Genomic DNA, 24,521 nt, shown 5'->3' on the forward strand with positions numbered 1-24,521 from the left:
TCAACCACTGGATCGGTCAACCGATCTGAAAAATGCTTATCTGATCGGCATTAGCAGGGAGGCCTGTTTCTTTGCTGTTTTTCTAAGCGACCGACTTGCTATAAAGCATGTATTTATATACAGTATCGTCAATTGAATTATTGCTTTACTGATCCGGTTAAAGCTTTGCCGCATAAAGCTTCAACTAAAGTCAAACTGACTGCCTCATAGCAATTTTTGCGATAATTCGTTTTCCCCAAGCCGACTCAACAGGCAAGAGACTCAATCCTATGGATAAAATAGATATTCGGGGTGCCCGCACCCACAACCTGAAAAATATTTCGCTGCAAATTCCCCGCGACAAACTGGTGGTGATCACGGGTTTATCAGGTTCAGGTAAATCCTCTTTAGCCTTTGATACTTTGTACGCTGAAGGTCAGCGTCGTTATGTTGAGTCGTTGTCGGCCTATGCCCGGCAGTTTTTAAGCCTGATGGAAAAACCCGATGTCGATCATATCGAAGGTTTATCCCCTGCTATTTCTATCGAACAAAAGTCGACCTCGCATAACCCACGTTCGACTGTGGGCACTATCACTGAAATTTACGACTACCTGCGTTTATTGTTTGCTCGTGTCGGTGAGCCGCGTTGCCCTACCCATGATTTGCCTTTAGCCGCACAAACCATCAGTGAGATGGTGGATAAAGTAGTGGCTTTCCCTGAAGGCACCAAACTGATGGTGCTCGCGCCAGTGGTGCAGGAGCGTAAAGGTGAACACGTCAAAACGCTGGAAACCTTAGCGGCCCAGGGTTATATCCGCGCCCGTATTAATGGCGAAATTTGTGATTTGTCCGACCCGCCAAAGCTGGATTTACACAAAAAACACACCATCGAAGTAGTGATCGACCGGATTAAAGTGCGCGACGATATTAAACAACGTTTAGCCGAAAGTTTTGAAACCGCGCTGGAACTGTCCGGTGGTATCGCCAAAGTCGCATCTATGGACGATGACAAAGCGCCGGAGCTGATTTTTTCTGCCAACTTCGCCTGCCCAACCTGTGGTTATTCGATGGCTGAGCTGGAGCCACGCTTATTTTCCTTTAACAACCCGGCCGGTGCTTGCCAAAGCTGTGATGGCTTAGGCGTTAAACAGTATTTTGATGCCAATAAGGTCATTGTCAGCGACGAGCTGAGTTTATCCGGCGGCGCTATTCGTGGCTGGGATAAACGTAACTTCTATTATTTCCAGATGCTGAAATCCTTAGCCGACCATTATGGTTTTGAACTGGAAGTGCCTTTTGCCAGCCTGAGCAAACAGCATCAACAAGTGATCTTAAACGGCACAGGCAAAACCGATATCGAGTTTAAATACCTGAACGACAGAGGCGATATCATCAAACGTAAGCATCCGTTTGAAGGCATTTTGCCGAATATGGAGCGGCGTTATCACGAAACTGAATCTAATGCTGTGCGGGAAGAGCTGGCCAAATATTTAGCTTCGCAGTCTTGCCCGGCCTGTAATGGCTCGCGTTTACGCGAAGAAGCCCGCCATGTGTTTATTGGCAAAACCACTTTGCCAGAAGTGGTAGAACTGTCGATTGGTGACTGTTTAGAGTTTTTCCGCCAATTGACCCTACAAGGCCAAAAAGCGCAAATCGCTGAAAAGGTGTTAAAGGAAATTCAGGACCGACTGATGTTTTTAGTCAATGTGGGCCTGAATTACCTGAACCTGTCGCGCAGTGCCGAAACCTTATCAGGTGGTGAAGCCCAGCGCATTCGCTTAGCCAGCCAGATTGGTGCAGGTTTAGTCGGTGTGATGTATGTGCTGGACGAACCTTCAATAGGTTTGCACCAACGCGACAACGACAGATTACTTGGCACCCTGACGCATTTACGCGACTTGGGTAACACCGTCATCGTAGTAGAACACGACGAAGACGCAGTGCGCGCCGCCGATCATATTATCGACATAGGCCCGGGCGCTGGCGTGCATGGTGGCTCTATTGTGGCGCAAGGCAGTCTGGAGGATATTAAAAATACGCCCGACTCCTTAACAGGCCAGTATTTATCCGGCGTACGTAAAATTGCCGTGCCAGACAAACGCCATGTTGGAGTAAAAGGCAAAGAGTTGCGGGTGTTAGGTGCCACAGGCAACAACCTGAAAAACGTCGATTTAGAAATTCCATTTGGCGTGATGACCTGCATCACAGGGGTGTCGGGTTCTGGTAAATCCACCTTAATTAACGACACCTTGTTTCGTGTCGCGCACCGTGTACTGAACAAAGGTGAGGGCGACGAACCTGCGCCTCACAAAGCCATTGAAGGCATGGAACACTTTGATAAATGTGTCGACATCGACCAAAGCCCGATAGGCCGCACACCACGTTCTAACCCGGCCACTTACACCGGCATTTTTACTGCGGTGCGGGATTTATTTGCTGGTACTCAGGAAGCACGCTCAAGGGGTTATCAGGTAGGCCGTTTTAGTTTTAACGTCAAAGGTGGCCGCTGTGAAGCTTGTCAGGGCGATGGCATGATCAAGGTAGAAATGCACTTCCTGCCGGATGTCTATGTGCCATGCGACGTCTGTAAAGGCAAACGCTACAACCGCGAAACACTGGAAGTGAAATACAAAGGCAAAAATATTCACGAAGTGCTGGAAATGACAGTAGAAGACGCCCACGAGTTTTTCGAAAGCATTCCGGCCATAGCCCGTAAACTGAAAACTCTGATGGATGTGGGTTTAACTTATATCCGCCTCGGCCAGTCGGCAACGACCTTGTCCGGTGGTGAAGCGCAGCGGGTGAAGCTGGCGCGTGAGCTGAGTAAACGCGATACAGGCAAAACCCTGTATATCCTTGATGAGCCGACCACAGGCCTGCACTTCTTTGATATCCAGCAACTGCTGAACGTCCTGCATAAACTGCGTGATGCTGGCAACACCATAGTCGTCATTGAGCACAACCTCGACGTGATCAAAACCGCAGACTGGGTGGTCGATTTAGGCCCTGAAGGCGGCAGCGGCGGCGGTGAAATACTAATAGCAGGCACGCCAGAACAAGTGGCAGCTTATGAGAAATCCTACACAGGGCATTATTTAAAGCCATTGTTAGGGATGTAAACCAAGACACTGATGGGCGTTATTACCCCACGCCCATCAGTTGTTTAAATCGGTCACCACCAAGCAGCATAGCTCAACCTATGTCGCGGCTAGACTCACTGAGGTTTTTGCCAAATAACAACTGACCACTAAGTCTACTCTCAGAAAAAGCTCGTACCCAATAGCTCGATAGATGACTCTCTTACCAAATCATCAATAAATAACTTAAAGCACTCACTATCCGGCAATAAACAGAGTTGAAGGTAAGGGCAACTGCTACACTGGGACTGCATAGATAATTTGCTCCATGATAAAAAAAGGCAAGGTGTAATAAATGAACGTCATTAAACGCTTATACGCAGGCTTCGCAATTTTATTGGTCATCATGCTCGGTATTACCCTACTTGGGTTAGTAAAAATAAGCATTGCAGACAATAACTTAACCCAACTTTCTGAGCAGACCGCCGTAGAGCAGCGTTATGCTATTAACTTTAGGGGCAGCGTGCACGACAGAGCCATCTCTATACGTGATGCGGTGCTGGTACAAAATAAAGCCAATTCACAAATTCATCAAAACGACATTATCCGGCTGAATGATTTCTACCAGAAAGCGGCAGCATCTCTTGATGAAATGTATCGAAAAGAGAAGCACAGCAGTGAAGAAACGGTATTGTTGCAATCGATCAAGCAAATTGAGACCGCTACTTTAGCCCTGACCGCAACATTATTAGAGATGATCAATAGCGAACGCCACGACGAAGCCACCAGTTATCTGCTAACGACTGTGTCACCGTCCTACAGCGAATGGCTAAAACGTATCAATAAGCTGATCGATTACCAGGAAACGCTGGTGCAACAACAAGTCACCGCAGCTCGCGAACAAACCAACAGCTTTCAATGGATTATGCTGAGCGTAACAGCGTTCGCCATGATGATTGGCAGCTTTGTAGCGATAAGAGCAGTAAATAGATTAAAAACCTTGATAGGTGGTGAGCCTGAGTATGCGACACAAGTGCTGAAATACATTGCTTCAGGCGATCTGACCAAACAAGTACAGGTAGGTGCACCTGACAGTATCTTAAGCGCAGTGCGCGATTTAACAGTGCATATGTCTGAAATGACCAAAAACTCAATGCGGGCAGCAGAGCAGTTACTGACAGCGTCAAAAAATCTATTGCAGACCGCCCATCACAACGAAGATCTGATCGGCAATCAAAAACGAGCAACAGAACAAGGTGCCAGTGCTATTCAACAAATGTCTGCCACTGTAAGTGAGGTTGCGAATCACACCAGCGAAGCCGCAGGTATTGCTCATACCGCGATGAATGAGTTTAACGCAGGCCAAAACGAAGTACGAAAAACTCAGGCCAGCATTAAGTTACTGGCGGATAAAGTAGCTGAAGCAGCCGATGTGATTAACCATTTATCAGAAGATGGCCGTCAGATTGGTTCAGTATTAGACGTCATTCAAGGCATAGCTGAACAAACTAACTTGCTGGCCTTAAACGCGGCCATAGAAGCAGCCCGCGCAGGCGAACAAGGCCGTGGTTTTGCTGTTGTTGCCGATGAAGTACGTAACCTTGCCAGCCGCACTCAAGAGTCGACCCGCCAAATCCAAACGGTGATCGAAAAAATGCAGGGCAGCTCACTCAAAGCAGTAAACGTAATGAATGAAGGCAAAACTCAGGCTGAATTGAGTGTGGACCAAGCGACACGAGCCGGGGATTCACTTAGCGCTATTAACCAGTCAGTGACGTTGATCAGCGATATGAACACTCAGATCGCGACTGCAGCGGAACAGCAATCCGTTGTTGCCGCAGAAATTAATCGTAACTTTAACCAAATCACCAGCGCAGCGACTCAAGCTGAGTTGGAAGCCTCTAAAATTACTGCGGCTAGCCAACAGTTGGAGCAGCTGGCAAAAACACTGGAACTCAACGTTAAGCAATTCAGAACGTCTTGATCACTGCACGTTGAAAAAGGAGGCCTTTTGTTTAACAGCCTCCTTTTAGCTGAGTTTTTTTCAAAAGGTGCTTGATTGCAGATTACAAAATCTTTACTGCACTAAGGTACTTCTTGACAAATCAGCGCTGTAGGTCTGAGTACCTGTCGAGCTAATCGTTTATGTACAAAGGGAGCAGGTTAAAGTTTTTAATAACCCCGCACTAAACTCAATCTTCTCGTTACTCAGTTGGCGGTAATCAAAGTAAGGTGTCACCAGCACTTTGTTGCTGGGGTCTATCGCAAACTCTTCGTTCAGCCAATGCAGCTGACAAGCTAAACCCCGCTCAATCAGTTGCTTAGCGTGGGTGCGGCCAGCAATTAAATGGATAGTGGTATCGGCAGGTTTTAGCTGCGGCATATCAAATAACAAAGCTGTGTCTGAAGCTTTTTGTAATAAAAACTGGTCACGATACTGCTGCCAGCTGCTGGCCTGAGTCGGGAAGGGAAAGCGCGTTGGATCCAAAACGCAGAGCAATTTGGCGTAGACATTAAACAACTTGCGCCAGCCATTACCGCAGTGTTGGTAAATCAGGTCGATATCACCTTTTTGCATCGCTTCGCAGTCAAATAGCTGCTGGTACTGTGGCATTTTGGGTCTGTTCTCCACATAAACCCGAAAGCTGGCGTTTTGATCCCCTAATCCAATCACTGTGTTGTCTCATCCGCTAAAAACTGCCGTTATGGTAAAGGATTTTAGCTGTTTTGCCTTCAGCTTCGCGGATGAAGACTATAGGCTGTTGGAGTTACGCCCAAAAACTCTTTAAAGTCGCGAATCAAATGCGACTGATCGCTATAACCTAAGGCTTCCACCAGATCAGCACTCTCTACGGATTGCTGCTCCAACAGCAGTAAGACCTGATGCAACCGATACTTGCGGATCAGCCATTTTGGATTGAGGCCCAGATACTGACGGAAACAGCGTTGAATAGTCTGCACAGATACACCACTGCGCTCTGCCAACAGCTCAACACTGGTGATATCAGACTGTTGTTTAATCAGGCCAACCAGTTGCCGCACTCTGGTACATTGCCCTGAGGGGCGCACTGCAAAAGGCAGAAAACAGGCATGCAGAATAGCAAGGATTTGCTGATCGCTATGTGCTAACGACAATTCAGCCAGCAGTTGACTGCAATCAATGTCAAACAGCTGCTGCGCATCCATCTGCTGATCGATAAAGTCAGCTGGCTTGAAATTCAGCCGTGCCGCCAAAGCGCCCAACCCAAACTTCACTCCAATAATCTGGCCTTTGCCTTGCATTTCATAACTATAACTTTTGCTGACAGGCCCAAGCAGAGTCACAGTGCCCTTGCTGATCACGAAATGGAAATTCGGGTCAGGTAAATTCTGTTGGATATGAGCAGGTTTGCCACGCAAGTCCCAATCAACCAGCCAAAATTGCTCAATCAGTTCAGCCAGAGCAGCATCGGGGAAATAACGTCGTAGCTGATACAGCTCAGCACTTTGCTTGTGGTGCAGCACTCCGGTGATTGGATTGTGATTGCTTTGCAAAATCCTACTCCACAGCAAACCGTCAGAATGACGTGTTTTTACAATACCAAGCGTTAACCGCATGATACTGTTAAATCAGTACAATTAATCAGGCAAGGCAGAAAAACTAATGCAACTTAAAGGCACATTTCAAATTACCAACTGGCGAGAAACAGTCATCCACTCTTTTGACTCTGGAGCCAAACTTAGCAAAGCCCTGGTCAGCCAAAGCTACAGCGGTGATATCAACGGCAGCAGCGAAGTGCACTACCAACTGAACTATGAAAGCAGCGGAGAGGCCAGCTTTAACGGCTTTGAGTTTTTTAGCGGTAACTTTGGTGAAACAGCTTGTCAACTGACGCTGAAACACGATGGCACTTTTGAACAGGGCGTCGCCAAAAGCCAGTTTGTCATTATCAGTAGTTCCACCCATGCGAAACTGCTAGGCCTGAAGGGAGTTTTCAGCTCAGGCGAAGCAGGGCAAGCGAGTTATATGATTGGTTAAACAACAAAGCTATGGCTGCAGGTACGACGGGTAGTGTTAGTCAGCAAACTGCTGGCGCACCGGCGCGCTCATCAGAGCATTCCACAATAAACGCAGGTTTAGTTGGATACTGTTAGCCTGCTCTTCTGCAAAAGCCTCCAACTGTTGCAAAGAAGCTTTTGGATACCAAAATCCCGCCAGCACCACAGCTTCAGGCTGGCGCATGGTGGCTAAACTCTGCAAGGGATTCTGATTTAGCAGTAATAAATCAGCAGTTTTACCCACAGCTACTGAACCTGTTTCTGCGGCCATACCTGTAAAAACAGCAGGGTTGAGAGTGGCAGTCTGGATCACTTCTAAAGGAGTTAAACCTGCTTGCAGATATAACGCCAGCTCGTCGTGTAAAGCCGAGCCTGCAAACACAAAAGAGTCGGGGGTATCTGTGCCCGCCAAAATTTTCACACCAGCTTGCTGAGCTTGTTTCAGTTGCCGCTGCGCTAACTGCAGCAATTCGGCATGCACATTCAGGCCATTGGTGTCGTAAGCTGCTTCCAACATGCTGTCAGCATCACCCAGCCAAAGCAACTGCAGCAGATAAGGCACAAACTTCAGGCGTTCATCCTGCCGGAATCTTGGATCACCGGCTTTCGCCCCCAGCTGCAGTGTTAATAAAGTTGGGCTCCACCAGGTGTTGGATAACGCCATTTGTTGCATTAATTGCTGACACAACTCCGGATTTTGACTTTGTAGCAGTTCACGCCATTGTTCTGGCTGAAAACTCCGGCTAAGTGGCTGTTGTTTATAGGTTTTGATCGCATCGGCACATTCAAAAATAAAGACCCGTCCATGTTCCACACTACGCTGACTCGCTTCCAGCATCTGAGTAAAAGACACCAGCCAGGGTTGATGTCCGGCCAAAGTCAGATCAGCCTCATCAGCTGCTGCCACTAACCACTGGTATTGCTGCAGACTAAGCTTTTCATAGACTTTAATAAAATCAGCGCCTTGCGCCTGATAATGCGCAACCAAAGCTTTAGCGTCAGCAACCGATTGCAACTTAAAAAAGGCAGGATAACTCGCTGGTACTTCAGGCCCGCCATTTAACTGATAACTGCTATGTAACCAATAATTTGGACTGGTTCTTTGGCCTGCCTGCTGTTCCTGCTGCCAGCCTTTTCTGTCTGCTGTGCAGGCCTGAAAACTATCAGGTTCCAGCATACAACCCGATAAATCCCGCACTGCAGTGACACCAGCAGCTATCCAGAGCGGATGATGCAGTTGAGGGGAAAGTTGTAACGAATGTGTGTGCATATCACTCAAACCCGGCATTAAAAAACGCCCGCCTGCATGCACTTTTAAGCGGCCATCGGCCATCACTTCAGTGCGCATTGTTGTGCTTTTATCCATAGCGACCAGATCGGAAGCAGCAATTTTGCTAATCCGGCCATGCTCAATCCATACCGCCTGATGCGGATGAATTTGCCCTGTCTCCACATCGACAATACTGACGTTATCCAGCAGCAAAGGAGCTGTGCTGGCTGGACCTGGTGCATCAGGTAAAGGCCAGTTGACACACCCAACCAGCACAACAAAACACAGCAGCAACACAACCAACAAAGTCAGTGTGCTTTGTTTTAACAGCGAAAATAGCCGATACATAAGAAGCTCCATCTGATAAATCATCATCAGAATAGTGGAGAAGATGTGAAAAAAGCGTCAAAGTTGCGGCCAAATCAAGCTGACGGTCAGTCGTTGTTCAACGCGGTGGAGCTGCAGATCCAGCCTGGTTTGCTGACAGAGCCGTTGCACTATACCCAGCCCCAAACCATAACCACTGCTTTGCCGGCCTTTGGCAAATAAAGCTGTCAGCTCTGTCGGTTGGTCTTCGTCGTACAACGGGTTTTGGATCTGTAACTGCTGTGAGTCTGCACTGATAAAAATAGTACCGGGGGCGCTATGCAAAAAAGCATTCTGCAGCAAATTCGTCAGCACCATCTGCAGCAAGACAGGGTTAAGCTGTAGCTGCACATCCGGCGCGACCTGCAGCTCCAACTCGATGTTTTTTCCCTCCAGTAAAGGCGATAGGTCCAGCACCAATTGCTCCAGCAAGACCGCCAATTTGATGGTTTCAGTCTGGCCCAAATGCTGCTCACGCGACATCGCCAATAAAGTGCTGATCAACTGATTCATTTGCCTGCTGCTATGCTGGATTTGCTCTAAACGCTGGTGCTGCTCAGCTGGCCATTGCTGAGCTAATAACAGCTCACAGCTGCTTTGGATCACCGCCAGAGGTGTGCGTAGCTCGTGGCTGGCATCGCGGCTAAAAGCTTGTTCTCGTGCAATAAAAGCCTGCACTCTTAACCAATTTTGCTCTAAAGCTTCAGCCAGTACACCAATTTCATTGGCCGGAAATGCGGACGCAAAACCCGGACTAAATTCATTGTTTTGCACCAGCTCAGCCAATTGAGTTAAAGGCCGTGTCGCACGACGGGCTAAAGCAAAACCCAAAGCAGCAGCCAGCAACACCATCATTAAAGTGCTGATGCCATACAATAAAAACATTTCATCCCGAATCGGCCGCACCACCAGCTGCGAACTGACTTCGGCCACTAACCAGACCGGCTCTTTGGCTGAGGGGTGAATAAAAGAGCGGATATGATAATGCCGCCCTTCCAGACCACTGTATTCCGTGCGCCTTGTATTGGGTTCAAACTGCTGCTGTAAATCAGCAGGGAAATCCTGAGGGCTTAGGAAAATCTGCATAGCTGCAGATAAAGGTACAACGAGCTCTGGCTGTTGCAACTGGCGTTTTGCTTCATCCATTAACTGATGACGAAAGAACTGGTCTTCCACTGTGTAGACAAAAATCACGTTAAAAAAGCTGAACAAGGAAGCACACAACAGCGCCAAAATGACACAAGCCCAGACAATTCGTTGGCCTAAACTGCGGGCGGGTTTATGCATTGGCTTGCTCCTGTGGCAATACCAGCTTAAAACCTATGCCGTAGACAGTTTGCAACATAGCGTCTTTAAAGGGTTTATCCAGTTGCTGGCGCAGCAGGTAAATATGAGCCCGCAACGCATCGGAATCCGGCGGCTCGTCACCCCACAGCTGATAACTTAAATCAGAACGGCTCACCAAAGCCGGGTAAGCTTCGGCCAGCACCACTAAAATTCGATAACCAAGCGGATGTAAATCCAGCATCTGTTCAGAACGGCTGGCTTGCTGCTGCGAGCGATCTATCTGCAAAGGCCCAAGCTGCAATAACGGATCGATACTCAGTAAATGACGACGGCTTAAAGCCAGACAGCGCACTGCCAATTCAGCCAGTTCAAAAGGCTTGGTCAGGTAATCATCAGCGCCAGCAGCAAAACCCTGCAACTTATCATCCAGACTATCCAAAGCCGTTAACATCAGTACAGGCACAGCTTTGAGCCAGAGCTGGCGCAGCTTGGAACAAAGCTGTCTGCCATCTGTATCAGGCAGCATCAAATCCAGCAGCACTAAGTCATAGCTATGCTGTTTTGCCAGCTGCAAAGCTAAGGTACCAGTAGCCGCATAATCCAGCTGATGCCCGGCTGCTGTTAAGTAATCGATGATATTACAAGCCAGCGCCTGCTGGTCTTCCACCAGCAGAATACGCAGGCCAGGTTGGCTTTGATGCTTCAACTTATGCCTTCACTTTACTCAGCAACTCTTGTGCTGCTTTGGAGTCTGGTTGTTGTTTTAACACAGCTTTTGCCAGTTCAACAGCACGGCTTGTATTACCCAGTTGTAATTGGCCTTGTGCCAGCGCCATTAAAAACTGTGGATCGGTAAAGCTGCCACTGACGAACTCCATCACCTGGACAGCGTGCTGACGATCTGAGTCTGCTTTGGCAAATTGCAGGTAGTAATAACCCCAAATCGCCAGTAGCGGAATATCTACCAGCTTTTCATCCAACTGTGCTGGTATCGGCTGACCTGCTAAAAACTGCTGAATAATGCTCACAGCCTGTTCATCCGGATAAGGCTGACGTGGGGCTGTGCTCAGTTGCAACTGAGCTAATATCGCATCAACCAAAGCCGGAGTTGAATATGGGTTTTGGCCCGTGATCAGTGTGCCATCCTGCACCACTAAAGGCAGCATAGGGCCGGTCTGTTGATACAAAGCACCCGCTTTGGTTAAAGCATCCTGCAATAAAAACGGATACAACGGCAGCATCTCCTTGGCAAACATAGTTTCTTCCTGATTGCTAAAACCCGCTACTTTTTTGCCCTGCAGCAATAAAGAACCGTCGGCGTTTTTCACATGCACCAATGCCGCAGGACCATGACATACCGCAGCGATAACTTTCTGCTGAGCCGCCATATCAGAGAGCAGTTGCTGTAAAGGCAAGTGCTCAGCCAAATCAAACATAGCGCCTTTGCCACCCAGTACCAGCACCGCCTGATAATCCCGGGCTTTGACGTCACTGAGTTTTTTACTGTTGGTCAGTAAAGCCATAGCGTCAGGATGGGTTAAAACAGCAGCGTTATACGACTTGGTTTTGTTGTATTCACCCACTTCCACTTTGCCGCCTTTGGGGCTGGCTAATTCAAGCTGAAGCTGTGGGCTCAACAAATGATACGCCATGGCATATTCATCAAACTCCATGCCCGGCTTCTTCGGATCACCAGCCACACCATAACTGCTGGCAACTAGTAACACTTTGGGTTTAGCCGCTTCTTCAGCTTGTGCTATGCCAAAAAGCGACAAAACAGCCAGCAGCGCAATCCCGGTTTTTTTAAAGAAAGTTGAGATCATCTTTTGTTACTCCATGTTCAGGGTTCGCTTGCAGAGTGACAAAACAAAAGTGAAAAGGGCGTAAAAGACTGCAGATGCAGCAACCAGTCTGAATTTTTCGTCAACACTGGATTTATCCAGAAAGGGGACTAGCATTGATTTGATCTTTACTATCGACAGCAACTGTCAAAAAAACAGATAAAGGAACCGCAGCATGAATCATTATTCTTTAATTGCTTTCAGTACTCTGTTACTCCTCAGCGGTTGTAGCCAGATAGCGGCAAATTATCGGGTTGATCCAGTGTTAAAACCTGTAGGCACCCTCAAACCTTACATCAAATTTAACCCTGATACGGGTGAGGCTTATGCCGAAATCAATACTCAGAGTTTTCAGCAGGTTTTGGCGGCAGCAAACACCAAAGAAAAGAAAGAAGCTTTGGCGTTTGAACTGTTGAGCTTGTCTGATGAAAGTTGTGAGCGGCACAAGTCACTGATTATTTCTAATGCCAATACCTGGAATATCAGTACAGGCACAGTCACCAATGTACTGGCCGGATTGGGAACTGTAGTGGGTGGCGAAAGTGCCAAAGCGGCATTATCCGCAGGTGCAGCCTTATCAAACTCCAGCCGCTCTTTAGTTAATGAGCAAATTTATGCCAACGCTTTGGCAACCACCATACTGCGCTCTATTGAGCTAAAAAGAAGTGAAGTCAAAAAGCAGATTTACAATGGTCTGGTAGCGACCACGCAAAGCAGCTACAGCGCATACCAAATGCTGTACGACATAGATTATTACCACCAACAATGCTCCTTTATGGTCGGCATGGTAGAAATAACCAAAGCGCTGGAAAACCGAAAACCTACTCAGTCCGACATTAAAGAGCAGATCAAATTTGTTGAGCAACAGTTAAAAAGCCCCAACAGCAATACGGAATTGCTAAAAGGCGAGCTGGAAAAACTGCAGCTTGAGTATAAAAATGCGACTCAATAGCCTGCTGATGGAACACTGAAATGAGACCGGATAACTCCGGCCTCTATATCCCGGCAACCGATCATGAACCGGTTTTTTGCTCCAGCTCCAGCTTACGTTGTTCGGCTTGATGTAACAGTTGATCCAAAGTTGCACGGTTATAGACTTTGCCCTGATACAGCAAGGTATCAATACTGCGGCTGGCTTTAATATCCAGCAGCGGGTTTTGATTCAATAACACTAAATCAGCTTTTTTCCCGACAGCTATGCTGCCGTAGTCTTTGTCCTGATGCATAAACCGCGCACCATTGATGGTGGCCGTTTGTAAAATTTGCGCCGGAGTTAAACCTGCCTGCTGAAACAGTTCCAGTTCGTCGTGTAAGGCCTGAGCCGGATAGACATAAGTATTCAGCGCCGCCGAGTCGCTGCCTGCTAACAAGGTTATTCCGGCCTGTTGCAGATAAGGCAGTTGGTTGGCAATCAATTGTTCTTTGTCTTTACGCTGTTGCTGCTGCTCTGCTGTTTCATTGGCCATACGATCGATACGCCATTGATAGTTCGAAGTAAAATCTTTGGTCAGGTACTTTAAAAATTCATCATGGCTATGGTCGGTGTCATGCAAATGCGCCAGTTGTCGACCACCAATTAAAGTAGGGGTCACAGCCACATTCAGCTGTTTTAACATGCGGTAACCTTGCAGCGCCTGCTGCTGATCAAAACCTGTTTTGTAGTGATCTGCAGCCTGTTGATTAGTCAGGGTTCCGGCCCGCACTTGCGCGGCCACAGCAGCTTCGTCAGTAAATCCCAAGCGCAGCAGATAAGAAGCATGTTCAATACTGGACAAACCCGCTTCGGCCAATTGCTCAATACTGGTGCCATAAGGCACATGGCTGGACACTAACAGGCCGCGTTTTTTTGCTTCTTTAATAGTCGCGAGATACAAGTCAGGTTGCAGGGTATTTTCAGTGATCTTGATAAAGTCGACCTGCATCTGCTGCAACTTATCCATACCTGCGAGCATGTCGGCTTCACTGCCAATTTCTAAGTCGCCATCCCATAAGGAGTTCATGCCTTCAAACTTCTGACCAGCAGTAAATATTTTAGGCCCAAGTAACTTTTGCTGGTTCACCTGATCACGCCAGTTCAGCACCACAGGTGCCAGATTGCTGGCCGCTTCACGCACGCCGGTAATACCGTAAGCCAGATACACAGGCAACAACAGCTTGTTGTCTTCCACTAAATCGCGGCCTTCAAAATGTACATGCATATCCCATAAACCCGGAATTAAATAGCGGCCACCGCCATCCAGTTGCTGTGCTTGTGGGTAATCAGTCAGCTTTGCTTCAGGCAAAATCGCCTGAATACGATCTTGTTGGATCACCAGCAGTTGATCCTGCACCAACTGACCTGTGGTGACATCCACCCATTGAATATTATGCAGCACCAGTAAAGGAGCCGTAGCTTTAGGGGTACAGCTGAATAACGCCAGAGCGGCTGTGGCAATCAGAGAAAGACGGATTAATTTCATCACAAACTCACAACAAATAATGATGACTTTATAGTGCAGTACTACAGCCAGTTAAGACCAGCTCGTCAAACGCGACAATCACGACACTGGTCTTATCCTAATCTGCTATCCGCTTGTGCTGGATCAAAGACAGCACCATGCAAAGGCGTACTATGAAAATCAGCACACAGACAGCACAACGGTAACAAAGCAGCATAACGCTGTATTGTCTACACCGGAGCATGTTTTACCGGTACAGCGTATGAAAAACCAACGGGGAAAAACTATGCCAGATAAACACGATTTACATGCCGAATTTCCGGAATACAAAGAACAGATCCATCATTTAAAGCAGCACAACAACCACTTTGCGGTGCTGTTTAACCGCTACCACGAAATTGATCACGAAATACATCGCATTGAGCAAGGTGCGGAGGTATGCAGTGACGACTATCTGGAACAGCAGAAAGTGCAACGCCTGCACTTAAAAGATGACTTATACATGATGATAAAAGCCGCCGAAGCTGCGGTGTAATCACATTTATAAGGCGGGCCTCTATGGCCCGCTCTTTATTCTGCGTCACCACTATTCGCCCACTCTTTACATAACGAATCAACCTAAGTCTGTGATGCACTCACAGTAGTCTGAGGTAAAAACCTCGTTATGTTTTTTCACAGCATCACTTCATCTTTTTTCTCTCAATGCGCATAAGGGTTGTTTTGTCCTACAATAGGATGTATAAAAAACCCGCACCACCCAACCGACAGCACAAATCAAACTCTTCACCTATGAATGGGAGAACTCGATGCGAGTTATAAAACCACTATTGCTGGCCCTTGGTTTTAGCCTGAGCGCTACAGCTCTGGCTGCCACACAAATTCAGCTTGATAGCAGTGCCAAAGGCGCTGTGATCAATAAAAATATCTACGGTCAGTTTGCCGAACATTTAGGCCGTGGCATTTATGAAGGCCTTTGGGTAGGCCCGGATTCTAAAATCGCCAATACCAAAGGTTTTCGAAACGACGTATTGGCCGCGTTAAAAGACTTACATGTACCTTTGATCCGCTGGCCGGGCGGTTGTTTTGCCGACGAATACCACTGGCGTGATGGCATAGGTCCACGCGATAAAAGACCAGTGAAAGTAAATACCAACTGGGGCGGCGTAGAAGAAGATAATGCGGTCGGCACCCATGAGTTTTTTGATCTGGTGGAGTTACTGGGCGCCGAAGCTTACGTCAATGGCAACCTGGGGACAGGCACACCACAGGAGATGGCCGAGTGGCTGGAATATATGACGGCCGAAGGCAAATCCACTTTGGCTGAATTACGCCGCAAAAATGGCCGCGATAAGCCATTTAAAGTGCATTATTTTGCTGTAGGCAACGAAGCCTGGGGGTGCGGCGGTAACATGTCGGTGGAGTACTACACCAATTTGTATAAGCATTACACCACCTTCCTGAAAACTCCGGCCAACAATACGCCAAAATGGATAGCCAGCGGCAGCCACAGTGAAGACACCTCCTGGGCTGACTATATGACCGCCAATATCAAACAAAAAATGGACGCTGTAAGTTTCCACTACTACACCCTGCCAACAGGCCAATGGGATGTGAAAGGCGCGGCGCTGCAATTCCCGGAAAGCGAGTGGATCAGCACCATGCAGCGCACTCTGGCCATGGACGGTTTTATCACCAATAACAAAAAGGTGATGGATAAACATGATCCTGAGAAAAAAGTCGGCTTTTATGTCGATGAATGGGGTACCTGGTTCGACGTGGAAAAAGGCGAGAACCCGGGCTTTTTGTATCAACAAAACAGCTTAAGAGACGCCATAGTGGCGGCACTGAACTTCAATATTTTCCATAAGCATGCCGACCGGGTGCATATGACCAATATTGCGCAGATGGTGAACGTATTACAGGCCATGATACTGACGGATAAGGAAAAAATGATCCTGACTCCTACCTATCATGCTTTTAAAATGTATGTGCCATTTCAGGATGCCACCGCCTTACCACTGAAGCTAAGCAATGTGCCGCAATATAAACTGGGTGAGTTTGCTATACCTGCAGTCAGCGCCACAGCAGCCAAAGCTAAAGATGGCTCTGTCTATCTGGCGCTGGTGAATGCTAACCCAAATAAAGCCGAAACAACGCAGATCAATCTGGATGGTATTCAGATCAACAGCGTCTCAGGCCAGTTACTGACTGCTGATGCGATGGATACCCACAATACCTTCGCCAAGCCAGAAGCCATCAAGCCAACAGCCTTCAGCGCCAAAGGTAAAAACGGCAAGATCAGCCTTGAGTTACCAGCTAAATCTATACTGGTAGTCAAAGTGCAATAAGCTGACGGGTCACTCACAGCACTGAAAAGGGCAAGTCAATTTGCCCTTTTTTTCTATGCCAGAGCTAACGCAGAAAAGAAAAACCTTCCGGATACTGATGCCAGCCATCAAAATCACCTTTAGTTAAAGGCACTTGCTGCGCCCGGGCTATGGCGTACACCATGCCGTAGTGAAAGTAAAAATTCGGCAAAGCATAGAGATACAAAAACTGCTCCCCTGTCAGTTCCAGTTGTGCAAAACCAGCCGTAGTTTCAATACGTTTTTGTTGCCAACCTGCAAAACTCTCAGCTTTTAGCGACTGCAAGAAGCCAATGGTTGCATGGATTTGCTGCTCCAAATCAGCCCAGCCTGGTTTGGGTTGACCAAACTCTGGTTTTACCTGATCACACAACGGACAACAAGCACGTAACGAAAAGCCTATGGCAGTTTGCGCCTGTTGCCATAACGGAAATTGTTCAGCTGTTAAAGCTGACTCCAGTAAAGCAGCATCATGCCGCTGAATCTTTTGTAACAGCATCGCCATCTGGCGCAAAGGATGAATAAAAAGCACATTGGGTAACATAGAGTTGTCCTTTCTCAATGCTAAAAATTGTAGGGGTAACCTTGATGGTCACCCGCTGCTATGTCTGGTGTCATGCCAACACCAGCAGCATAACGCCAAAATCAGTTTATTACAGCCAGCTCATGTTTATCGAATCGACATAACTCAAAGACGTGTCGAAAAAATCCGTTTTTTTTAACATGTTTGCTTGATATGTCGATACTATCGACCTGATTCGGCCTTGGCGGTAACGGAATTTGGATTCACTCTTTCCGAAGCCAGATAGGTCGTCCCTCGCACAATCCCAAACAAACACCTCACCGCCGCGACAAATGTCGCAGATTTTGCTTGACCTTAATGTGACATTTGTCGCACTCTAAAAGCATAGTGAAATCACAGACTCAATTTTATGCACCAACCTACCGCTCCTGAGCTGGAAATTCTGAAATTATTGTGGTTAAAACAACCTCTTACTGCGCGTGAGTTGCATGACGAGCTAGAGCCTGTGTTGGGCTGGGGTTATTCCTCTACCCGTAAAACTCTGGAGCGGATGGGCGAAAAAGGTTTTGTCGCTTGCGAAACTTTGGGCAATAAAAACAGCTACAAAGCGCTGTTGGACAAAATGCCAACGCTAGCGGCTTTTGCGCAGGATTTTGCCCGCCGGGTGTTTGAATTGAATGGTCCTTTGCCTGTGGCCATGTTTGCCAACAGCAAACTGGTGAACGCCGATGAAATGGCTGATTTGGAAAAGCTACTGGCTGATTTAGCGCAGCAGCAAAAGAAGCCAATCAACATCGGGGAGGCTTAAGATGGCTGAACACTTGCTGTTATCCTTGCTGCTTTGTAGTCTTTGGTCAGGCCTACTTTGGGTTTTCAGTCGGTTTTTGCTGAATAAATTCAGCGCCTTGCAGCAGTGGCCTGCTTTGTATTGGTGTTTACTGGCGTTGAGTTTTTTACCTTTATTGCCTATGCCACAGCTGTATCAGTACTGGACTGTACCTTCGGTGTTGCTGCTTGATACTGTCACCTCAGTGCAGGCATTAACAGCGCAGCCGCTGCATCCGTCGTTAACGGAGCCGCCCACTGATACAGCTTTTTACTGGCGTCTGACCTTGGGCTTGATTGCCATCATTAGCCTGCTATCGCTGTGGCGTGTGGTGAAACAATGGCAGCAGGTACAGCGGTTGATCCAGCAATCACAGCCCTTAGACAAGGCATTGCTGCTGAATAATACCCAACTCCAGCTTGTACCAGCAGAGTTTGAAATTCGTTTGACTCAGGCCGCTATTTCGCCTTTTGTGGCTGGCTGGAGCCGCATGGTTTTAATCTTGCCCTCTTACATATCAGCGATGTCAGAACAGCAGCGTCAGTTATTGATCGAACATGAACTGGTGCATCTGCAAAGACGGGACTCACAACAGCTATTGCTGCTACGCATCCTGGTGGCTTTATGCTGGTTTAACCCTGTATTGCGGCGGATTGAACAGGCTTTTATTCGCAGTATGGAATTGGCGGTGGACAAAGCCGTGCTGCAACAGCAGCCAGACCAGGCGCTGCTGTATGGCCAAACCTTGCTCTGCAGCCTGAAACAAAGTCAGGCAGAGCAAATGCCTGCTCTGATGCCGGGTTTTATCCAAAGCAATGCCAGCCAAAGCTTTTATCAGCAACGATTACAGCAGTTATTTCAGCCCACGCCAGCGTTGTCGTACTGGCAAAAATGGCGCGCCACAACACTGTTATGCAGCACGGCTTTGCTGCTGAATGTGGGTTGCGCTCAGCTTAGCTTCAGCTCGCCGCCGCAAGAATGGCAATTACCTGTTGGCAAAGTGCCTATCAACTCTTTTTATGGTGAAAAACACCCGTTTCGCAAAAACCGCCCACACCAAGGGCTGGATTTTGGTGCCAAACGAGGCGCTACGGTCAAAGCAGCGCAAAAAGGCAAAGTGCTGATAGCTGACGCCAAAAGCCTGAACGACAGATATGGCAAAGCCGTGTTGATTGACCATGGCCATGGCTATCAAACCCTGTATGCCCATCTGGATGGTTTTTATGTCGAAGCAGGTCAGACCGTTGAGCCGGGCCAGCCTATAGGCAAAGTGGGTTCGACGGGCCGGGTGACAGGGCCACATTTACATTTTGAATTGCTGATCGACGGCAAACAGCAAGACCCAGCCCCTTTTTTAAAGTTGTAAAGGCAAGCGAATGAAATTATTGATAAAAACCACTTTATGCAGCCTGTTGCTCTGCGCGCTCTCAGCCTCAGCGCAAATTCAACAAAGCGAACTGCTGCAAGGATTGGATTTGCAGTTCAGAGTGCAGCTGAATAAAGCCAAAGTGCCAGGCGGTGCTTATGCCGTAGTGCGGGGCAATCAGATTATTGCTACTGGCAGTTATGGTGTGCGTGCTATGGGCAAGCCGGAAAAAATTGATGCAGACACCGTATTTCGCCTCGCCTCAGTCTCCAAAACTTTTACCGGTGGCATTAGCGTCCTGGCAGCACAGCAGGGCAAAGTGAACTTAGATTTGCCACTGATTAACTATGTGCCTGAATTTAAATTAAAAACAGCCACTGCTACCAGACAAATTAAAGTCGATCAGGTACTTAGCCAAAGCACAGGGTTAATGCCCCATGCTTATGAAAACCTGCTGGAAGCGAAACAAACACCAGAACAAATTCTGCCAAAATTTCAACAGCTATCGCCGGGCTGTAAACCCGGCACCTGCTACAGCTATCAGAATATTGTGTTCGCGTTATTGGATCAGGTGTTAAGCCGCGGTACAGGCCAAAGCTACGAAGAATTACTGCCAGAGCGTATTTTTAAACCTTTGCAGATGAGTACAGCCTCTGTGGGTTATGCACCCTTTTTAGCCACTGAAAACAAAGCCATGCCGCATAAAAGGGGTGGCAAAGGCTGGCGTCCGGTCAAAATTGACCCGAACTTTTATTGGGTCAATCCGGCGGCAGGTGTCAATGCCAGCGCTAATGATATGGCCAAATACCTGATAGCCATGTTGGGACATAAACCCGGAGTTTTTGCGGCTGATGCCTTAGCTCAGTTGCAACAGCCTATGGTGAAATTACGCGGCAAATCCCGTTGGCCGGTCTGGCAACAGTACAAACAGGTATCGAATTGGTATGGCCGCGGCTGGCGGATGATCCAATACGATGAGCACAAACTGTTTTATCACGGTGGTGTGGTGGACGGGTTCCGGCCTTATATCGCTTATTCACCAGAGCAGGACATAGGTTTAGTACTGCTGACCAATGCAGAAGCGGATATCACAGGCGATTTAGCCAAATGGTTCTGGCAACAGGTGTTAAGTTCTTAACAAGGAAAAATGATGAAGTTTTTTATCACACTACTGGCCTTATTCAGCCTGAACCTGGTGGCTGAAGAACAATTTCCGGCCTGGGAATTACCCAATACACAAGTACATCAGTTACCAGCCAAAAACACCGGCCGTCATTACGAAGTCTGGGTAGAACTGCCGCCCTCTTACGGTAAAACAGACCGGAAGTTGCCGGTACTTTTTGTGTCGGATGCGAATTACGCTTTTCCGCTGATCCGCAGTATCCGTAACCGCTTAGGCGCTGGTGGTCAAAATATTGAAGACTTTGTTATTGTAGGTTTGTCCTACGCCAAAGCAGATAACCCAACCGACAGTCGCAGCCTGGATTACACTCCTACTGATATTCTGGCAAAGGGCAAAAAGCGCAGTAAAAATTTAACCGCCAAAGCCTATGGCGGTGCGGCTTTGTATGCAGAGTATCTGCAGCAACAAGTTATTCCTTTTGTACTAAGCAACTACAAAGTAGACCCAAAACGTAAGTTATTTGTTGGTCATTCGTACGGTGGCCTATTAGGCGCCCACATCCTGCTCACCCAACCTGATACTTTTGATACCTACATTTTAAGCAGTCCGTCTTTATGGTTTGACGATAAATTTATGTTCAAACTGGAACAGCAGTACGCCGCCAAACACACAGATTTAACCGCCAAAGTTCAGCTCTATGCCGCTGAATTTGAACAGATAAAACAGGGTGAGCGTTACGCCAAAAGAGTCAGCATACTGGAGGATATGCTGGTGTTTGAGAAAACCCTGAAAAGCCGTAATTACCCTGGCTTACAGATTCAAAGCCAGATGATTGCCGACGAAGATCACCTTTCGGTATTCCCGTCCATGATCAGCCGGGCTTTGGTGAAACTCTTGCCAGGCCATGGGCCTTATACGCCGGGCTGATGACAGTCTGCAGTCATCAGCGCATAATGCTCAGCATCATAAGCACAGGAGAGCACGATGAAGTTAGTTCAACACATACTACTGAGCACTGCTTTGGCTTTAACAGCCTTTACCGCCTCAGCCACTAGTTTTGGTGGTACTGTCGATAAAACTAAGCTGGTCGAGGTTGCTGATATTCTGGCAAAACCACAAAGTTATCTGCAGCAGCAAGTGACGGTTAAAGGCACTGTAGAAGCCGTCTGTCAGAAAAAAGGTTGCTGGATGCAATTCGCCGCTGATGCCAATCAACCCACTTTTCGTATCAAAGTGAAGGACGGCGATATGGTGTTTCCGGTCAGCGCCAAGGGCAAAACGGCTTATGCCAGCGGTAAGCTGGATCCGATTGAAATGGATTTAGAATCGACCCGTGAGTATCTGGCGCATAAAGCTGAAGAGCAAGGCGAAGCTTTTGACCCAGCCAACGTGACTGAAGCCATCACTTTGTATCAGTTGGTGCCTGTTGCAGTGGAAATTACTGATTAAAATTGCAACGGCGACCTTTATGGTCGCCTGCACAAATTACAAGGCAGGACTTCCGGCGTCCACCACACGGCGCTGCATTTGTATCAAGGTGATCAGATAACAAATCACAGTGACTAAAGCTGCGGCCGCAATAGAATTCAGTGGTAGCCACATAAAAGCGGCAAAAAGGCCAAAAGCACGCATTAATAAATGCTGCAAACCTAAACTGTGTTGAATAATCCAGCCGTATAGAGGCCAATGAATAGCTAACGCCAGAGCCAGACTGTAAGGCACCAGTTTCGGCTGAACAAACAGCAGAATGATATGCAAAACCCAAAGTGAGTTGGCCATAATCACACCCGTCAGCATCAACTTGCCCAAAGCATGACCTTTCATAAAAAAGTCTTCATTGCGCCATTTGGCAAATAACAACGCCAGCGGAAAAATACAGCCTGAACCAAATAACATCACCAGCAAAGCGCTGTTAAAAGGTAAAACAAAACTCAGCCCCAGCACCACAGACCAGAATACAGTGCCCGCCAGCGGCATCGACATAGAGCGGTTGGTTCTTTGTTCAAAACTTTGCCGCAACTGACTTAAAGTGAATTCCATCACACACTCCTTTGTTTAAAATTATGTAAACAAATTAGAGCGTAATTTTGCAACTGTCAAATTTTTAAATTGTTGATTTAAAAGGAACAATCAGGCTTCAGGACGGCGCCATAACCAAATGGCTACAGCACAAAGAAAAGCAGGCAGCACAAGTTTGAGCCAGAGGGGTGCTGCAGAGAGCAGCAACATAACGATCGACAAGGACATCATCACAGTCGCCATATATTTGGCTTTACGGGGTACAGCACCCTGTTCACGCCAACGCTTGAGCGGCGGACCAAAGCTGGGATGAGCTAATAACCAAATTTCTAAACGTGGCCAGCCTTTGCCGGCAGACCAGGCCGAAACCAGCAAAAAAGGCACTGTAGGTAAACCAGGTAACACTACACCGATCAAACCGAACAACAAGCTGACACAAGCCAATAAACGCCAGAAAGTCACTGTTATTAGTTTTAACATTTCAACGTCACCGCTCTAGCGGATCCAGCCTTTGCTGATAGTACGGAAACTCTCTGTACCGGCTTTATCCAGCCACTCAAAGGCCAGCATTTCTTTACTGATAATTTGCGCACCAGCCTGCTGTAAACGCAATAACGCCAGTTGACGGTTTTGTTCAGTGCGGGAGCCTACAGCTTCTTCGACAATAAATACCTGATAACCGGCGGCTAAGGCATCCATCGCGGTTTGCAATACACAAACATGAGTTTCAGTACCTATGATCACCAGCTGCGTTTTGCCGCTTAGCTTTAGACGTTCAGCGATCAGAGGTTCACGCAAAGCACTGAAATGGATTTTCTCCATCACACAATCTTCAGGCACTAACTCGGCCAAAGCGGGCAAAGTGACACCTAAACCTTGTGGATACTGCTCCGTTGCCAGCACAGGCACATCCAGTTGCACAGCAATTTGTAGCACCCAGGCAGCAGCTTGTTCAACCTCTTTGCCTTGCTCGATAGCCGGAGCCAGCTTTTCCTGCATATCAATCAGCAGAACCAAGCTTTCACTTTGCTTCACTAACATGCTCTAATCCTGTTCATTAGCCGCCTGTTGCCGTTCTTTACGTTCCTGCATTTCAGCAAAAGCGGCATTGATCTCATCCAGCACAGCATTGATATCAGCAGCTTGCTCTGCTTCGGTAAATTCGCCTGTCAGTTCGGTATTTGGATTTAAATTACCGGCTTCAAATAAAGCCCAGATCTCTTTGGCATATTTGGTAGCTGCAAGTTCAGGCGCAAACTGAGCATAATATTGGGTGATGTTATTGACATCCCGCTCCAGCATCCACTGCGCATTATTGTTGGCAGCAGCGTCGACGGCTTGCGGTAAGTCGATAATGACAGGGCCTTGTGGGTCCTGCAGTACGTTAAATTCGGATAAGTCGCCGTGCACTAACCCTACGGCCAACATACGTAAAATATGCTGCATCATAGTTTTGTGGTCACGGCGGGCTTGTTCTGCTGTCAGTTGAATATCATTCAGACGAGGGGCTACATCACCGTCCTCATCTAAAATCAGTTCCATCAGCAAAATACCATCAAAACAGCCATAAGGTTGCGGCACCCGCACTCCCGCATCGGCCAGTTTATACAAAGCGTCTACTTCAGCGTTTTGCCAGCTTTCTTCTGCCTGCTCACGGCCATAACTTGAGCCTTTTTCCATAGCCCTGGCTCGTCTGGAGCTGCGTACTTTTCGACCTTCCTGATACTGCACTGCCTTTTTGAAACTACGCTGACTGGCGTCTTTATAAACTTTGGCGCAGCGAATATGGTCCCCGCAGCGAACTACGTAGACAGAGGCTTCTTTGCCACTCATCAGTGGCCTGAGTACTTCATCCACCAGACCTTCGTCGATCAGCGGCTGAATGCGTTTTGGAGTTTTCATTGCGCACTTATACCTTGTTTAACGCAGGGGTAAAAGAGTAAATCAGGATTTTTATCAAGGCAAAGAAAGAGCCGCTGCTTAAAATACTCTAAACACACCA

Annotated in this window: 23 protein-coding genes; 11 read left to right on the top strand and 12 right to left on the bottom strand. The window is 47.6% G+C overall.

Features of this window, described 5'->3' with window-relative positions; translation table 11 throughout:
- Positions 1-269: 269 nt before the first annotated feature.
- Entirely contained in the window at positions 270-3,098 is a 2,829-nt protein-coding gene (uvrA, locus tag WH43_RS01695; RefSeq protein WP_053422936.1) for an excinuclease ABC subunit UvrA, read from the top strand.
- Positions 3,099-3,411: 313 nt separating this feature from the next.
- Positions 3,412-5,040: a methyl-accepting chemotaxis protein gene (locus tag WH43_RS01700; RefSeq protein ID WP_053422937.1), complete on the top strand. Its 1,629-nt coding sequence runs from the start codon at positions 3,412-3,414 to the stop codon at positions 5,038-5,040.
- Positions 5,041-5,199: 159 nt separating this feature from the next.
- Here the strand turns inward: WH43_RS01700 and WH43_RS01705 are convergent, their stop codons facing one another.
- Both WH43_RS01705 and WH43_RS01710 read right to left on the bottom strand, forming a co-directional pair.
- Entirely contained in the window at positions 5,200-5,730 is a 531-nt protein-coding gene (locus WH43_RS01705) for a DUF6942 family protein (RefSeq protein ID WP_053422938.1), read from the bottom strand.
- Positions 5,731-5,789: 59 nt separating this feature from the next.
- Positions 5,790-6,590 carry a helix-turn-helix domain-containing protein gene (locus WH43_RS01710; protein ID WP_286049390.1) on the bottom strand — a complete coding sequence of 267 codons (801 nt, stop codon included), beginning with the start codon at positions 6,588-6,590 and terminating at the stop codon, positions 5,790-5,792.
- 109 nt (positions 6,591-6,699) lie between these two features.
- On the opposite strand from WH43_RS01710, the gene WH43_RS01715 reads away from it, so the two are divergent.
- Positions 6,700-7,074, top strand: coding sequence for a DUF3224 domain-containing protein (locus WH43_RS01715; protein ID WP_053422940.1), 375 nt, complete (start codon positions 6,700-6,702; stop codon positions 7,072-7,074).
- A 36-nt stretch (positions 7,075-7,110) separates the two neighbouring features.
- On the opposite strand, the gene WH43_RS01720 is transcribed toward WH43_RS01715, so the two are convergent.
- The 4 genes from WH43_RS01720 to WH43_RS01735 are packed head-to-tail and all read right to left on the bottom strand — an operon-like array spanning position 7,111 to position 11,840.
- Complete coding sequence (locus WH43_RS01720; protein WP_053422941.1) at positions 7,111-8,712, bottom strand: amidohydrolase family protein; 1,602 nt, start codon at positions 8,710-8,712, stop codon at positions 7,111-7,113.
- A 57-nt stretch (positions 8,713-8,769) separates the two neighbouring features.
- Positions 8,770-10,017 carry a sensor histidine kinase gene (locus tag WH43_RS01725; RefSeq protein ID WP_053422942.1) on the bottom strand — a complete coding sequence of 416 codons (1,248 nt, stop codon included), beginning with the start codon at positions 10,015-10,017 and terminating at the stop codon, positions 8,770-8,772.
- The gene (locus WH43_RS01730) at positions 10,010-10,723 is read right to left on the bottom strand and encodes a response regulator transcription factor (protein WP_053422943.1); all 714 of its coding nucleotides are present in this window, start codon (positions 10,721-10,723) and stop codon (positions 10,010-10,012) included. The genes WH43_RS01725 and WH43_RS01730 overlap by 8 nt, the downstream gene beginning before the upstream one ends.
- A 1-nt stretch (position 10,724) precedes the next feature.
- The gene (locus tag WH43_RS01735; RefSeq protein ID WP_053422944.1) at positions 10,725-11,840 is read right to left on the bottom strand and encodes a type 1 glutamine amidotransferase domain-containing protein; all 1,116 of its coding nucleotides are present in this window, start codon (positions 11,838-11,840) and stop codon (positions 10,725-10,727) included.
- Positions 11,841-12,033: 193 nt separating this feature from the next.
- Here WH43_RS01735 and WH43_RS01740 point away from each other — a divergent pair, with 193 nt between their 5' ends.
- Positions 12,034-12,810, top strand: a complete 777-nt coding sequence (locus WH43_RS01740; protein WP_053422945.1) for a hypothetical protein — start codon at positions 12,034-12,036, stop codon at positions 12,808-12,810.
- 61 nt (positions 12,811-12,871) lie between these two features.
- On the opposite strand, the gene WH43_RS01745 is transcribed toward WH43_RS01740, so the two are convergent.
- Positions 12,872-14,317: an amidohydrolase family protein gene (locus tag WH43_RS01745; RefSeq protein WP_053422946.1), complete on the bottom strand. Its 1,446-nt coding sequence runs from the start codon at positions 14,315-14,317 to the stop codon at positions 12,872-12,874.
- A 241-nt stretch (positions 14,318-14,558) separates the two neighbouring features.
- On the opposite strand from WH43_RS01745, the gene WH43_RS01750 reads away from it, so the two are divergent.
- Positions 14,559-14,831, top strand: coding sequence for an HP1242/YdcH family protein (locus WH43_RS01750; protein ID WP_286049391.1), 273 nt, complete (start codon positions 14,559-14,561; stop codon positions 14,829-14,831).
- A 271-nt stretch (positions 14,832-15,102) separates the two neighbouring features.
- Positions 15,103-16,644: an alpha-N-arabinofuranosidase gene (locus tag WH43_RS01755; protein ID WP_053422947.1), complete on the top strand. Its 1,542-nt coding sequence runs from the start codon at positions 15,103-15,105 to the stop codon at positions 16,642-16,644.
- A 64-nt stretch (positions 16,645-16,708) separates the two neighbouring features.
- On the opposite strand, the gene WH43_RS01760 is transcribed toward WH43_RS01755, so the two are convergent.
- Complete coding sequence (locus tag WH43_RS01760; protein ID WP_053422948.1) at positions 16,709-17,206, bottom strand: DUF1993 family protein; 498 nt, start codon at positions 17,204-17,206, stop codon at positions 16,709-16,711.
- 388 nt (positions 17,207-17,594) lie between these two features.
- On the opposite strand from WH43_RS01760, the gene WH43_RS01765 reads away from it, so the two are divergent.
- The 5 genes from WH43_RS01765 to WH43_RS01785 are packed head-to-tail and all read left to right on the top strand — an operon-like array spanning position 17,595 to position 21,949.
- Positions 17,595-17,993, top strand: coding sequence for a BlaI/MecI/CopY family transcriptional regulator (locus WH43_RS01765; protein WP_053422949.1), 399 nt, complete (start codon positions 17,595-17,597; stop codon positions 17,991-17,993).
- A 1-nt stretch (position 17,994) separates the two neighbouring features.
- Entirely contained in the window at positions 17,995-19,377 is a 1,383-nt protein-coding gene (locus WH43_RS01770) for a M23/M56 family metallopeptidase (RefSeq protein ID WP_053422950.1), read from the top strand.
- A gap of 10 nt (positions 19,378-19,387) precedes the next feature.
- A complete protein-coding gene (locus WH43_RS01775) occupies positions 19,388-20,515 on the top strand; it encodes a serine hydrolase domain-containing protein (protein ID WP_053422951.1) in 1,128 nt (375 codons plus the stop codon).
- Positions 20,516-20,527: 12 nt separating this feature from the next.
- On the top strand, positions 20,528-21,427 hold the full coding sequence (locus WH43_RS01780) for an alpha/beta hydrolase (RefSeq protein WP_053422952.1): 900 nt from the start codon (positions 20,528-20,530) through the stop codon (positions 21,425-21,427).
- 57 nt (positions 21,428-21,484) lie between these two features.
- A complete protein-coding gene (locus tag WH43_RS01785; protein WP_053422953.1) occupies positions 21,485-21,949 on the top strand; it encodes a DUF4920 domain-containing protein in 465 nt (154 codons plus the stop codon).
- Positions 21,950-21,985: 36 nt separating this feature from the next.
- Here the strand turns inward: WH43_RS01785 and WH43_RS01790 are convergent, their stop codons facing one another.
- The 4 genes from WH43_RS01790 to WH43_RS01805 all read right to left on the bottom strand — a co-directional run bounded on the left by WH43_RS01790 (position 21,986) and on the right by WH43_RS01805 (position 24,421).
- Positions 21,986-22,540, bottom strand: a complete 555-nt coding sequence (locus tag WH43_RS01790; RefSeq protein ID WP_053422954.1) for a DUF7010 family protein — start codon at positions 22,538-22,540, stop codon at positions 21,986-21,988.
- 90 nt (positions 22,541-22,630) lie between these two features.
- On the bottom strand, positions 22,631-22,999 hold the full coding sequence (locus WH43_RS01795) for a YbaN family protein (protein WP_053422955.1): 369 nt from the start codon (positions 22,997-22,999) through the stop codon (positions 22,631-22,633).
- 15 nt (positions 23,000-23,014) lie between these two features.
- Positions 23,015-23,560, bottom strand: coding sequence for a hydrolase (locus WH43_RS01800; protein ID WP_053422956.1), 546 nt, complete (start codon positions 23,558-23,560; stop codon positions 23,015-23,017).
- A 3-nt stretch (positions 23,561-23,563) separates the two neighbouring features.
- On the bottom strand, positions 23,564-24,421 hold the full coding sequence (locus WH43_RS01805; RefSeq protein ID WP_053422957.1) for a PA4780 family RIO1-like protein kinase: 858 nt from the start codon (positions 24,419-24,421) through the stop codon (positions 23,564-23,566).
- Between the last annotated feature and the right edge of the window lie 100 nt (positions 24,422-24,521).

The organism is Rheinheimera sp. KL1, assembly GCF_001275035.1.
Taxonomy (GTDB): domain Bacteria; phylum Pseudomonadota; class Gammaproteobacteria; order Enterobacterales; family Alteromonadaceae; genus Pararheinheimera; species Pararheinheimera tangshanensis.